Annotated in this window: 12 protein-coding genes; 5 read left to right on the top strand and 7 right to left on the bottom strand. The window is 62.8% G+C overall.

The window, feature by feature from the left end; translation table 11 throughout:
* Window positions 1-81: 81 nt before the first annotated feature.
* From J3A98_RS09815 to J3A98_RS09795, 5 genes are all read left to right on the top strand, one after another.
* A complete protein-coding gene (locus J3A98_RS09815; RefSeq protein WP_021783794.1) occupies window positions 82-963 on the top strand; it encodes a LysR family transcriptional regulator in 882 nt (293 codons plus the stop codon).
* Window positions 964-1055: 92 nt separating this feature from the next.
* Complete coding sequence (locus tag J3A98_RS09810; RefSeq protein ID WP_209965662.1) at window positions 1056-2240, top strand: MFS transporter; 1185 nt, start codon at window positions 1056-1058, stop codon at window positions 2238-2240.
* A 62-nt stretch (window positions 2241-2302) separates the two neighbouring features.
* Window positions 2303-3154, top strand: coding sequence for a LysR family transcriptional regulator (locus J3A98_RS09805; protein ID WP_209965660.1), 852 nt, complete (start codon window positions 2303-2305; stop codon window positions 3152-3154).
* 96 nt (window positions 3155-3250) lie between these two features.
* A complete protein-coding gene (locus J3A98_RS09800; RefSeq protein ID WP_209965658.1) occupies window positions 3251-4246 on the top strand; it encodes an aldo/keto reductase in 996 nt (331 codons plus the stop codon).
* A 93-nt stretch (window positions 4247-4339) separates the two neighbouring features.
* Complete coding sequence (locus J3A98_RS09795; protein WP_209965656.1) at window positions 4340-5305, top strand: endonuclease; 966 nt, start codon at window positions 4340-4342, stop codon at window positions 5303-5305.
* A 42-nt stretch (window positions 5306-5347) separates the two neighbouring features.
* On the opposite strand, the gene J3A98_RS09790 is transcribed toward J3A98_RS09795, so the two are convergent.
* The 7 genes from J3A98_RS09790 to J3A98_RS09760 form a co-directional block, all read right to left on the bottom strand.
* Complete coding sequence (locus J3A98_RS09790) at window positions 5348-6310, bottom strand: D-glycerate dehydrogenase (protein ID WP_209965654.1); 963 nt, start codon at window positions 6308-6310, stop codon at window positions 5348-5350.
* Window positions 6311-6320: 10 nt separating this feature from the next.
* Window positions 6321-7613 carry an MFS transporter gene (locus tag J3A98_RS09785; protein ID WP_209965651.1) on the bottom strand — a complete coding sequence of 431 codons (1293 nt, stop codon included), beginning with the start codon at window positions 7611-7613 and terminating at the stop codon, window positions 6321-6323.
* Window positions 7614-7668: 55 nt separating this feature from the next.
* Window positions 7669-8619 carry a sugar kinase gene (locus J3A98_RS09780; protein WP_209965649.1) on the bottom strand — a complete coding sequence of 317 codons (951 nt, stop codon included), beginning with the start codon at window positions 8617-8619 and terminating at the stop codon, window positions 7669-7671.
* The gene (locus tag J3A98_RS09775; protein WP_209965647.1) at window positions 8612-9391 is read right to left on the bottom strand and encodes an AP endonuclease; all 780 of its coding nucleotides are present in this window, start codon (window positions 9389-9391) and stop codon (window positions 8612-8614) included. Before J3A98_RS09775 ends, J3A98_RS09780 begins: the two co-directional genes overlap by 8 nt.
* 67 nt (window positions 9392-9458) lie before the next feature.
* Window positions 9459-10478, bottom strand: coding sequence for a transcriptional regulator PtxS (gene ptxS, locus J3A98_RS09770; protein ID WP_161775336.1), 1020 nt, complete (start codon window positions 10476-10478; stop codon window positions 9459-9461).
* Between the two features lie 266 nt (window positions 10479-10744).
* Window positions 10745-11992, bottom strand: coding sequence for a cytochrome c (locus J3A98_RS09765; RefSeq protein ID WP_209965645.1), 1248 nt, complete (start codon window positions 11990-11992; stop codon window positions 10745-10747).
* Between the two features lie 12 nt (window positions 11993-12004).
* Window positions 12005-13789 carry a GMC family oxidoreductase gene (locus J3A98_RS09760; protein ID WP_209965643.1) on the bottom strand — a complete coding sequence of 595 codons (1785 nt, stop codon included), beginning with the start codon at window positions 13787-13789 and terminating at the stop codon, window positions 12005-12007.
* Window positions 13790-13792: the final 3 nt, after the last annotated feature.

Below are 13792 nucleotides of genomic sequence, written 5' to 3'. Positions count from 1 at the left end.
AATAATAATAAATATATTGTTATGATGCTTAGCATCACATTTCGTTATGAATGCATCCCGCATGAAAGGTAGCACCCCTCAATGAACCTCAAGGCATTGCGTTGCTGTGTCGAAATCGTCCGCCAAGGCAGCTTCACCAAGGCCGCGCAGCACCTGCACATCGCCCAGCCAGCGCTGAGCATGGCCGTTACCCGGCTGGAAGAAGAACTGGGGGTCACCCTGTTCAACCGCACCACGCGCAAAGTGATCCTCACGGCAGAGGGCGAGCAGTTCTTGCCGCGAATTGCCTCCGCCCTGCGCGAAATGGACATTGCCCGGCAAGAACTGCGCGACATGGCCGATCTCAAGCGTGGTGAAGTTCGCCTGGGTATTCCGCCGATGTTCGGCCTGCACTACGTCCCCGGGTTGATGAACGCCTTCCGCCAGTTGTACCCGGGCATTGCCATGACCGTGTTCGAAGGCAGTGCCGAAGACATTGGCCACCGCCTGGAGCAACGGGAAATCGACCTGGCGCTGCTGGAGTCCCGGCGTGTGCCGCCCGACAAGGAGTCGATCCTGCTGGGCAGCGACGAGATGCTGGCGTGCATGCACCCTGATCATCCCTATGCCGGCAAAGCCTTCCTCACCGCCGAAGACCTGCGCAATACCGACATGGTGGTGTTCGATCGCACCTTCGTTCAACGCCATCTTCTGGATGCGTTCTTCGCCGAACATGGGATCACTTACCAGGTGGCGCTACAGAGCAACTTCGTCTCGCTGGTGGTGCAGGCCGCGCTGGACAACATGGGGGTGGCGACCCTGTTGCGCTCAGTGCAGCAACGTACGCCAGGTATCGTCGGTGTGCCCTTCCGGCCGGCACAGCAAATGAGTTTCCGCTTGTGCTGGCGCTCGGGGGAATACCTGTCGCTGGCGAGCAAGCGGTTCATCGACTTTGCTGCACAGACGCATTACCTGGAGCGCTGAGGGCCAATCGGGGGCAGCATCCTCGACGTTGCAGCCATCGATTGACTATTATCCCGCCTTGAACGTTTCAGCATGTTTCAATAGGGATACAGATGTCAGTCCAGGAACGCCCCCCGCTACCCAGTAAAAGCACCGTCGCCAAGATGGAAGCTGCCATGGCACTGGGCAGCTTTGCCATCGGCACCGGCGAATTCGCCATCATGGGCCTGATGCCCGACATTGCCAGCAATTTGCAGTTGAGCGAGCCGCAGGTAGGCCATGCCATCAGCGCCTATGCGCTGGGGGTAATGGTTGGCGCCCCGACACTGGCCATTCTCGGTGCCAAACTGTTGCGCAAGCACATGCTGCTGCTGTTGATGCTGCTGTATGCCGTGGGCAACCTGGCCACTGCCTTTGCCCCCTCGTTCGGTGGCCTGGTCGCATTCCGTTTCATCAGCGGCCTGCCCCACGGCGCCTACTTCGGCATTGCCGCAGTGGTGGCCTCGAGCATGGTGGCCAAGGATCAGCGCGCGGGGGCGGTTGCCCGGGTGATGATGGGCCTGACCTTGGCCATGTTGCTCGGCAACCCGGTTGCCACTTTCCTGGGCCAGTACTTCGGCTGGCGTTCGGCATTCGTGCTGGTCGGCGCGATCGCCCTGTGCACCATCGCCCTGGTCTGGCGTTTCGTGCCCCAGCGCCACGACGAAACACGCAGCGACCCGCGCAAGGAGCTACAGGCCTTTGCCCTCCCACAGGTATGGATGGCGCTGGCCATTGCCTCGATAGGTTTTGCCGGCATGTTCTGCGTGTTCAGCTACCTGGCACCGACCATGCTGCAAGTGACCCAGGTGTCGCCACAGTGGATTCCGTTCGGGCTGGCGGCGTTCGGCGTGGGCGGCATCGTCGGCAACATCGCGGGCGGCAAGCTGTTCGACCGCCTGCAGTTCCGCGCCGTGGGGCTGGTACTGATGTGGTCGATTGCCGTATTGCTGTTCTTTACCTTCGCCGCCCAGGCGCTGTGGAGCCTGCTACTCGGCATCGGCCTGGTGGGCACCATGATCGCCCTGGCGGCACCGCTACAAATTCGCCTCATGGACATTGCCCATGAAGCGCCAAGCCTGGCAGCGGCGTCGAACCATGCGGCGTTCAACCTGGCCAATGCCCTGGGGCCATGGCTGGGAGGCATGGCGATCACTGCCGGCATGGGCTGGACCAGCACCGGGTACATCGGCGCCGCGACTGCGCTGGTTGGCCTGGGCATCTACCTGGTGGCGCGGCGGATGAAAGGCGGGCATTGAAGCCGGCCTGGTAATAAACGGTTACCCTACCCCGTTATGCACCCGCCACTGCCGAGTCATTCATGTTCGATTGGGAAGACCTGCGCCATTTCTCCGCCTTCAGCTCGGCCGGCTCGCTGTCGGCCGCCGCCAAGACCCTGGGTGTCGACCACGCCACCGTGGCTCGGCGCATCGCCTCGCTCGAAGCTTCGCTCAAGCTCAAGCTGGTCGACCGGCGCCCCCGCGCCTATGCCCTCACCCACGAAGGCCAGCGTGTGGCGGAACTCGCCGAACAGATGGCCATGTCCTCTTTTGCCCTGGAGCATTTCGCCAGCGCCGGCCAACAGGCAGTGGAAGGCGAAGTGGTGCTCTCGGCACCACCGGCGCTGCTGGGCAGTATCGTCGCCCGGCGTCTGGGCGAGCTGTACCAGCGCTACCCACAACTGCGCCTGAAGCTGGTAGGCAGCAAATCCAGGGCATCCCTGGCCCGCCGCGAAGCGGACATCAGCATCGCCCTGGCCAGGCCGACAGAGCCAACCCTGGTGGTCAGCCTGCTGGGGCACCTGGATTACCGGCTGTACGCGTCGCCCGGTTACCTGGCCAGCGCAACGGCAAGGCGCTACATCGGCTACGACGAGTCCCAGGCCCGTTCACCACAACAGCAATGGCTCAACCTCCAGGCCGGCCAACAGCCGTTCGCATTGCACAGCAATGACCTGCGCATCCAGGCCCAAGCCTGTGCCGGCGGCATCGGTATCGCCTGCCTGCCCGCGTTCATGGCACAGGAACACGGCCTGAAGGAAGCAGGCAGCGCCGAACAGACCATGAGCATCGAAATCTGGCTGGCCGTGCATGAAGACGTGCGCGCCACACCGCGGATCAAGGCGGTTACCGACTTCCTTCAGCAGCAGGTGCGGCCGCTGCTGCGCTTGTGAATTCTTGCAGATGGCAAATGCATCAATACGGAATTTTCGCCCAAGCCTGCCAACGTTAGGCTAACTCCATCACTCACGCCCTTGAAGGAGACGACGATGCAGTACGTAAAGCTGGGTAGCACCGGGCTGGACATTTCAAGGCTGTGCCTGGGCTGCATGACCTTCGGTGAACCCGACGCGGGCACTCATCCCTGGACCTTGGGCGAAGACGCCAGCCGGCCAATCATTCGCCATGCCGTCGAGCAAGGCATCAACTTCTTCGACACTGCCAACAGCTATTCCGCCGGCACCTCGGAAATCATCCTCGGCAAACTCCTGAAGGAGTTTACCCGCCGCGAAGAAACCGTGATCGCCACCAAGGTGTTCTTCCCTGCCAACATGTGGGAAGGCGCCAGCCGGCCCAATGAGCAAGGCTTGTCACGCAAGGCGATCATGGCCAACATCGACGCCAGCCTCAGCCGCCTGGGCACAGACTACGTCGACCTGTACCAGATCCACCGCTGGGACTACCACACTCCCATCGAGGAAACCATGGAAGCCCTGCATGATGTGGTCAAGGCCGGAAAGGCGCGCTACATCGGCGCATCGTCGATGTATGCCTGGCAGTTCGCCAAGGCCCAGCAGGTAGCCGCCAGCCACGGCTGGAGCCGCTTCGTGTCGATGCAGAACTACCTCAACCTGATCTACCGCGAAGAAGAGCGAGAGATGATTCCGCTGTGCCTGGATCAAGGCATCGGCCTGATGCCCTGGAGCCCGATGGCGCGCGGTCGGCTGACCCGGCCGCATGGGCAGCAGACCGAGCGCACGCGCACCGATATGTCCGGGCAGTCGTTCTATGAAAAGACCGAGGTGGAGGACGGCCGGGTAATCGATGTGGTCGAACAGATTGCCAGCGAACGGGGGGTGCCGATGGCCCAGGTTGCGCTGGCCTGGGTGCTGGGTAAGGCCGGTGTTAGCGCCCCTATCGTCGGCGCCTCGAAGCCCGCCCACCTGGACGATGCCCTGGGCGCACTGTCACTGCAGCTGAGCGAAGACGAGGTGGTGCGCTTGCAGGCCCCTTACGTTCCCCACGCGGTCACCGGCTTCAAATAGCGCGGGCTTGCGGCAGTTGGTATGGGTCCGCGAGCTGGTCAGCCTCGCGGAAACCATTACAATGCCCGGCCCAACCTGAAATATGTTTTCCCCATGAAATCACTGCTTTACGCCATAACCTTATTATTTTCCTTTACCCTCCCCGCCTTGGCCAACCCGCCGGCCACCTTCACCGAAGCCAAGGTGGTGGCCAAGCAGAAGGTTTATCTGGACCAGGCCAGCAGTGCCATGGGTGACCTGTACTGCGGTTGCAAATGGACCTGGGTGGGCAAGTCTGGCGGGCGCATCGATGCCGCCTCGTGTGGTTACCAGACGCGCAAGCAGCAGAACCGCGCCAAACGCACCGAGTGGGAACACATCGTGCCCGCCCATACCTTCGGCAACCAGCGCCAGTGCTGGAAGAACGGCGGCCGTGAGCACTGCGTGGACAACGACCCGGTATTCCGCGCCATGGAGGCCGACCTGTTCAACCTTTACCCGGCCGTGGGTGAGGTCAACGGTGACCGCAGCAACTTCAACTACGGCATGGTCACTGGCAATGCCGGCGAATACGGCCAATGCACCACCAAGGTCGATTTCGTCCAGCGCACCGCCGAACCGCGTGACGAAGTCAAAGGCCTGGTGGCTCGCACCACCTTCTACATGTTCGACCGCTACAAGCTGAACATGTCGCGCCAACAGCAACAGTTGCTGATGGCCTGGGACAAGCAACACCCGGTGTCGGCCTGGGAGAAAGAACGCGACCGGCGCATTGCCGCGATCATGGGCCATGGCAACCCGTTTGTAAGCGGCGAACGCAAGTGGACTGCCGGCTACAAGCCGGTTGGCAGCGGCGTGGCACAGACGGTGCCGGTAAAAGCGGCCAAGCCTGAGGCCAAACCAAGCCTCGCCAGCGCCGGTTCGGTCGGCGCCGTGCTTGGCAACCGCAACAGCCACGTCTATCACCTGTCAGTCGGCTGCCCGAGCTACAACCAGGTTGCAGCGAAGAACCAGGTCACCTTCGCAAACGAAGGTGAAGCGCAGGCAGCGGGCTATCGCAAGGCAGGTAACTGCCGCTGATCGTCTCAAAGGGCTGCGCGGCCCCTGTGGCAGGGGCGCGCGTCAGCCGTTGACCAGGTTTACCGGCCGCTCACCGGCCAGCGCGCTGAGCAGGTTGTCCACCGCGCAACGCGCCATGGCCTGGCGGGTTTCCTCGGTCGCCGAACCGATATGTGGGGTCGCTACCACGTTATCGAACTGCAACAGCGGCGAGTCGGCCGGCAGCGGCTCATGCACGAACACGTCCAGCCCCGCACCGCGGATGCGCCTGGCCCGCAGCGCATCGATCAGCGCCTGCTCATCCACCACGCGCCCGCGTGAGATGTTCACCAGAATTGCCTCTGGCTTCATCAACGCAAGTTCCCGTGCGCCTATCAGCCCTTCGGTGCTGGCGCTCAACGGCACCGTCAGGCAAACGAAATCTGCCTGCTGCAACAGCTCATCCAGGCTGCACTGGCATGCGCCATAGCGCGCTTCCACCTCGGGCTTGGCACGCTGGCTGTGATACAGCACGCGCATGCCAAAGCCCGCGGCCGCGCGCCGGGCCAGGGCCTCGCCAATGCGGCCCATGCCGACGATGCCCAGCGTCTTGCCGTGTACATCACTGCCAAAATGCGCTGGCCCCAGGTTGGCCTGCCAGCGGCCGTCACGCACCCAGTTCGCCAGCTCCACCACCCGCCTGGCGGTAGCCAGGATCAAGGCAAAGCCTGTGTCCGCGGTGGTTTCGGTCAACACGTCGGGCGTGTTGGTGAGCATCACACCACGCCTGCTGAGTTCAGCAATGTCGTAGTTGTCTACGCCTACCGAAACGCTCGACACCACTTCCAGTTGCGGGGCAAGGTCGAGCAGGCTGGCATCCAGGCGCAGGCTGGCCCCCAGCAACCCGTGCGCCCCCGGCAACGCATCGCGCAGGCGGGCCAGGCCATCGGGCTGGGTAGTATCCACCCAGGTCACCTCGACGCGATCTTGCAGGCGTGCCATCAGTTCGCCGGACAGGCGTTTATACAGGACGATTCGCTTCTTCATTGCGGGTTTCCTAATGGTTCATGGCCAGACGCGAGCTATCGCGCTTTGCCCGGCCAGAGGTCTGGGAAGTATTGAGCGCAACGGTAAGCGCCACTGCCGTCAGCAGCGCACCGCACATGAACAGATAAGAGGCGCCGGGCCCGCCCGTAGCCCCATTGAGGTAACCCACCAGCCACGAACCGCCAAACGAGCCCAGCGCCCCCATGCTGTTGATCAGCGCCATGGCGCCGCCTGCGACGTTGGCCGGCAGGATTTCGGGCACGATCGCGAAGAACGGGCCATAAGGTGCGTACATGCAGGCACCAGCAAGCACCAGCAATGCATAAGACAGCCAGAAATGCTCGCTGCCCAAGGCGTAAGAGCCATAGAACGCCACGGCGGCAATCAGCAGCGGCGGCCAGACGAAGCGCTTGCGCTTTTGCAGGCGGTCCGACGCCCAGGACACGCCCACCATCGCCAGCACCGCCGCCAGGTAGGGCACCGAGGCCAGCCAGCCGGCCTGCACGATATCGACGTTCGCCGCCTGCTTGAGAATCGATGGCAGCCACAGCACGAAGCCATACACGCCGATGCTCCAGCAGAAGTACTGCAGCGCCAGGATGATCACCTGCGGCGAGCGAAACGCTTCGCGGTAGTTCTTCACAGGCTTGATACCCTGCTGCTCGGCAGCCAGCGCCTGCGCCAGGGCGGCCTTCTCCTGCTCGCTCAGCCACTTCACCTGGGCCGGGCGGTCATCCACCAGGCGCCACCAGAAGAACGCCCAGATCACAGCGGGCAAGCCTTCGATGATGAACATCCAGCGCCAGTCGTAATGCTTGATCAGGTAACCCGACAACACCGACATCCACAGAATGGTCACCGGGTTGCCCAGCATCAGGAAAGTGTTGGCGCGCGAACGCTCGGCCCGGGTGAACCAATGGCACAGGTACACCAGCATGGCCGGCATGACCGCAGCCTCCACCACCCCGAGCAGGAAGCGGATGCCGATCAGCATGTAGACGTTGCTGACCATGCCGGTAAGCGTGGCAAGGCCGCCCCACAGGATCAGGCAGACGAAGATGAGCTTCTTCACGCTGCGCTTTTCAGCGTAGATGGCACCAGGCACCTGGAAGAAGAAGTAACCGAGAAAGAACAGCGCCCCCAACAGCGAAGACATCACCGGGGTGATATGCAGGTCTTCGGCCATGCCGGAGGCAGCGGCGAAGCCGTAATTGGCGCGGTCCAGGTACGCCAGGCTGTAGGTGACGAACACAATCGGGATGATGTACCACCAGCGGCGAGGTGCCAGGCTTTGGCTTTGCATGGTTTGTTTCTCCTGAGCTTGTTGTTTTTGTTGCAACAGGTGATTCGGGGTCGGCTCATGCGCTTCTGCGCAGGTCGTAGGCCTCCAGTTCATGGCGCAGCGGCAACCCTTCCATGTCGCCCCGCGATTGCACGGCACGGCTGCCGCACCAGTTGCCACGCGCTACCGCCTCGGCTATCGGACGGCCCTCCAGTAGCGCGCTAAGCACACCGACGGCAAAGGCATCACCTGCACCGACGGTGTCCACCACGCGACTGACTGGCACGGCGGCTACCTGCCCTTCGCCCTTGGCGCTGCGGAAGTAGGCGCCAGCGTCGCCCAGCTTGATCACCACGAGCTCCACCCCTTGGTCCAGATAGAACGCGGCGATATCGGCCGGGGTGTGCTGACCGGTCAGCAACCGCCCCTCTTCCAACCCCGGTAAAACCCAGTCGGCCTTGGCCGCCAGGGCATTGATTTCACGCACCATGCTGCTTTGATCGGGCCACAGCGAGGGACGCAGGTTGGGGTCGAACGATAGGCTTCGCCCGGCTGCGCGCATCTCATCCAGCAGCGCGTGGGAAAGCGCCCGACAGCTGTCCGACAGCGCCAGTGGAATACCGGTAGCGTGCACGTGGCGAGCCTGCAGCCAAACGGGGCTCAACATCGCAGGTGACAGCCTGCTGGCCGCCGAACCGCGGCGAAAGTACTCCACTGCCGGGTCGCTGCCATCATCGCTGCGGGCCTTGAGCTGAAAACCCGTCGGGTAGTTGGCATCCACCTCGACGCCGGCACAGTCCAGGCCTTCGCCGCGCAAGCTGTCGAGCACGAAACGGCCCAGCGAATCGTCACCAACCCGGCTCAGCCAGCGTACCTTGAAACCCAGCCGCGCCAGGCCGATCGCCACGTTGCTGTCGGCGCCGGCGATGCGTTTGCCGAACTGGCCGACAGCGGCCAGGTCGCCGGCTTGCTCGGCAACGAACATGGCCATGGTCTCGCCAAAACACAGCACGTCATGTTCATGCATGGTCCAGCTCCTGCGCCGCGCCCAGTGCAGACAGGTGACGTACCTGGACCCGGGTCAGCGCCAGCAGGTCATCGCCCACCAGGGGGTACTCGACGGCGCGCACCACGCCCGGCGCAAACTCGGCCATCAGCGCTGCCCACTCCTGCAGGTCCGCCGCTTGCGGCGGTATGGCAACCAGACGGCCATCGGCCCGACGTTGCACAGCCTTGCAATGCACATAGCGCACCCAACGGCCTAGCTGCCTTGCAGCTTGCCGCGCAGGCTCACCCTGCCACTGCCAGTTACCGATATCGAACGTCATACCCAGGCGCAGCCCAAGCGGGTCGACACGCTGGAAGAACTGCAGCATCGGTTCGAGCCTGCCACCTTGTGCGGTCTGATCGTTTTCCACCAGCAACAGAGGCCCATGCGCAGGCAGCAGCGACGCCAGGGCCGTCACATCGCAGTGCTCATCGAAGTGCCCCAGGGAAACCTTCAGCGCCACCGCGCCAAGCGACCGGGCAATTTCCAGCTTCTGCACCAGCAGCGGGTGGGGCACGCCTTGCGCGGTCCACAGTTCAAGGGGGGTGGAGTACAGGCATTCCAGGCGCAGCGCGGCAATGACCCTACCCAGCGCAGCGGCGTCCGGTGCACTGGCGAACAATTCTTCGCGCAGTTCGACGCGGCTGACGCCAGCGGCGGCCAGCAGGTCCAGAAACTGCTCCTGGCCACGTTGGCGCACAAAGTCGGCGCCGTAGCTGGAGAGACTGATGGAAACGGGGTTCGCGTGCATTGTTCTTGTCCTTATGAAACCGGTTTCATTTTTTGATCAACAGCAGCAGGCACAAACCTGCTGTTTCTTACTGGGGTTGGGTTGAACCGCGAATGATGAGGTTGGCTTTGAAGTCGATGCGCCGGGCTGCGCCGCTATCGCCGCGCAAACGACCGAGCAGGCTTTCGAATGCCGCCACGCCGATACGCTCGGTGGGCTGGGCCAGTGCGGTAATGCCTTTGCCAACCAAGGGGTACCAGTCGAGGTCGTCGAGGGCGATCAGCCCGACATCGGCAACCAGGTTGCGCCCGGCCTCGAGCAGGGCCCGGGTCACCGCCAAGGTGGCAACGCCGTTGAAGGTGAAGATGGCTTGCGGACCATGGCCACTGTGGGCAAGAAACGAAGCCAACTGGCCCTGCAGCCCTGCGCTGATTTCAAGTACCTGCTGACGCATGCCTGGCCGGCGGCTGATCGACGCGCCGAACGCCTGCACCCGCTCCAGGCGTGAACTGGTGCCATCGAGGGGTTCGCTGACCGCCAGGATGTCGCGGTAGCCCTGGGCCTGCAGGTGGTCGAGGGCCTGCTCGACTGCGTCGGCATTGTCCAGGCCGACAAGGTCTACATTCAGCTCGGGCAATTGGCGGTCGACCAGCACCATGGGGATGTCACGCTGCAGGTTGAGCAGTTCGCCGGGGTGGTGACCGAGCGTGTTCACGATCAGCCCTTCGACGTTGTAGCTCTGCAGGGCCACCAGGTGGTGACGCTCCTGCTCGTCGTCGCGGTTGGTGTTGCACACTACCAGGCTGTAACCATGTTGACGGCAGGCGGTTTCCACGCCGTGCATCACGGCCACTGAATAGGGGTTGAGGATATCGGCCACCAGCATGCCGATCAGTCGCGTCTGGCCGCGCTTGAGGCCGCGAGCCATCTGGTTGGGGCGATAGCCGAGGCGTTCGATGACCTCTTCCAGCCGCTTGGCCGTGGCTTCGGCCAGCAATTGGCGGTCGCCACCGATGTAACGGGAGACGGTGGCTTTGGAAACGCCAGCAACACGCGCCACTTCGCTGATGGTGACCCGTTCGCGGGTATGGGCAGGCGCGTCGGCCATGGGTTTTCCTTATGATTGTTTTAATGGTGATGAAACCGGTTTCAATACAGCAAAAATGCGCGGGTTCGTCAACAGGCCGTTGGTCGGGCACGAAGTCAGGAAATGTTAAATCGCATTAAAAATATTGCATAGATCATTGATAGTTATAGATTTATAAATGTGGGACAGGGCTTACCCCGGAATCTGATTACGTTAGGGGATGGCACGGGCTTCGCCCGTGTTCGCGGGTAAACCCGCTCCTACGGGCGAGGGCGCAGAAAAACACGTCAGCGAAGCGACTTCACGTCACCGGCCGTGACGGCACTGCCTTGGTTACCCCAACTGCTGCGAATGAAATTCACCACCTCGGCAACCTCCTGGTCGCTCAGGCGCCAGCCGAAAGCCGGCATGGTGAAGTTCGACGGCGCAGTGTGCGTTGCCGGTACCGTGCCACCGGCAAGCACCACATGGATCAGCGACGTGGCATCCGCAGTCTGCACCACCGGGTTGCCGGCCAAGGCCGGGAACACGCGGGTGTAGCCCTGCCCGTCGGTGCGGTGGCAGGCCGCGCAGTTGTCGATGTACACCGCCGCCCCAGGCTTGCTGTCGTCACCCTTCCATAGCGCATCGGCTACCTGCTTGTCGTACACATGCGGCTGGTCATCCGGATTGCTTGGCGGCAGGGTTTTCAGGTAGCGGGCGATAGCGGTCAAGTCGGCATCACTCATGTGCTGCATGCTGTGCTCGACCACATCGCTCATGCCGCCGAACACGGCGCTGCGATCACTGCGCCCAGTCTTGAGAAACTGCACCAACTGCGCTTCGCTCCAACTGCCCAGGCCGTCCTTGTGATCGCCACGCAGGTTCTTGGCAACCCAGCCTTCCAGCGGCGCGCTGCCGGCCAGAAACTGCTCGCCATCAGCCGCGCTCAGGGCTTTTTCCTGCATGGTCAGTGCCCGCGGCGTATGACAAGCGCCACAATGCCCAAGGCCCTCGACCAGGTACGCACCGCGGCTCACAACAGGGTCGGCTGTCGCTGATGCCTGCCAGGGCTTGGCCTCTGGCGCGAACAGGCCGCGCCAGATTGCCAGCGGCCAGCGCATGCTCAGCGGCCAGGGAATGTCAGAGGCCTTGTTCGCCTGCTCGACAGGCTCCACGCCCTTCATGAAATAGGCGTAGAGCGCCTGCATGTCCTGCTCGCTGACCCGCGCATACGACGGGTATGGCATGGCCGGATAGAGCGTACTGCCGTCCTTGCCGATCCCCCTGCGCACGGCCTTGTCGAAGTCTTCGAAGCTGTACTGGCCAATGCCACTGGCCGCCGGGGTGATGTTGGTGGAGTACACCGTGCCAATCGGCGTTTTCATCGGCAACCCGCCGGCAAAGGGTTTTCCGCCTTTGGCGGTATGGCAGGCCACGCAGTCACCGGCGCGGGCCAGGTACTCGCCCAGGCGTACCTGCGCATCGTCATTCGCTACGGCCTGTGCAGCCGCACCGGCACCCAGCACCAGGGTGGCGATCAACAGTGTCTTCATGCTCATCGCTCCTCAAGCCTGGACCAACGGACCGGGGTTTTTCAGGTACTGCTCACGGATGGCGCGGGCCGACCAGTACGTGAGCGCGGCCACCAACCCGGTCGGGTTGTAACCCAGCCCCTGCGGGAACGCCGAAGCCCCCGGAACGAACACGTTGTGTACGTCCCAGCTTTGCAGGTAGCGGTTCAGTGCACTGGTCTTGGGGTCGGTGCCCATGATCGCCCCGCCGTTCAGGTGGGTGGTCTGGTAACGGGTGGTGTTGAAGTGGTCCTTGACCTGCTTGCCCAGCACGGCAATGGCCTTGGGGTTCATCGCCTGGGCGATCTTGCTCAGCTTGTCGACCATGAACTGGTTCATCTTGATGTCGTTTTCCTGCCAGTCGAACGTCATGCGCAGCAGCGGCTGACCGTAGGCATCGCGGTAGGTGGGGTCCAGGTCCAGGTAATTGCCACGGTAGGACTGATGGGCGCCGTGGGCGTCCATTGACACCTGGTGGGTGTAGTAATCGGCCGTGGCTTTCTTCCAGGCACTGCCCCAGGCCGGCGTGCCCGGCGGGTTGGAGGTACCGGCAATCGGCCGGCTGCCGGCCTGGTTCACCCACATTGGCGAACCGCCGACGAAGCCGTGCGGGCCATGGTCGAAGTTGTCGGCGTTGAAATCGTCGATGGCAATGCCATTGCCACCCGCGCCGATGAAGTTGTTGGTGTAGGTGTCCTTGTCGAAGAACGCCTTGACTGTTCCCATGTTCTGATAGGCGAAGTTACGCCCGACCACACCCTCGTTCTTCACCGGATCATAAGGTTTGCCAATGCCGGAAAGCAGCATCAGACGCACGTTGTTGAACTGGAAAGCCGCCAGAATCACCAGCTCTGCCGGCTGCTCCACCTCGCGCCCCTGGGCATCGATGTAAGTCACGCCGGTGGCCTTGCGCTTGCGGTCGTCCAGGTTCACCCGCAGCACATGGGCATTGGGCCGCAACTCGAAGTTGGGCACCTGACGCAGCGCCGGCAGGATGTTCACGTTGGGCGAGGCCTTGGAGTACATGTAGCACACGTAGCCACTGCAAAAACCGCAGAAGTTGCACGGCCCCATCTGCGCCCCGTAGGGGTTGGTGTATGGCCCTGAGGTGTTGGCTGACGGCAGGTTGTAAGGTTTGTAGCCGAGGTTGGTGGCAGCCTTTTCAAACAGCCTTGCCGATACAACGTTCTTCTGCGCGGGCAGCGGGAACGGGTTGGAACGGTCCGGCGCATAGGGGTTGCCGCCCTTCCCTTCACCGACCACCTGGCCTTTGACGGTCCAGGCCTGGCCTGAAGTGCCAAAGACCTTTTCGGCAAAGTCGAAATAGGGCTCCAGCTCTTCGTAACTGACCCCGAAGTCCTGGATGGTCATGCCTTCGGGAATGAACGTACGCCCGTAGCGCTCTTCATAGTGGCTGCGCAGGCGCAGCTCGACGGGGTCGACCCGGAAGTGCACACCCGACCAGTGCAGGCCCGCGCCCCCCACGCCCTTGCCCGGCAGGAATGCGCCCAGCTGGCGATTGGGCAATGCCACATCATGCACGCTATGACGGACAGTGACGGTTTCTTTCGATACATCGACGAACAGCTTCTTGCGCACGCTGTAGGTCAGCTCATCGATCACCTGCGGGTAGCTGCCTTCGGGGTAGGTATCCTGCATCGGCCCCCGCTCCAGGGCTACCACGTGCAGCCCGGCCTCGGTCAGCTCCTTGGCCATGATCGCACCGGCCCAGCCGAAGCCGACGATCACCGCATCCACTTTGTTCAACACCGTCGCCATGCC

It is taken from the genome of Pseudomonas sp. BP6 (assembly GCF_017875935.1).
Taxonomy (GTDB): Bacteria; Pseudomonadota; Gammaproteobacteria; order Pseudomonadales; family Pseudomonadaceae; genus Aquipseudomonas; species Aquipseudomonas putida_Y.
This window is presented reverse-complemented; position numbering and strand designations above follow the sequence as displayed.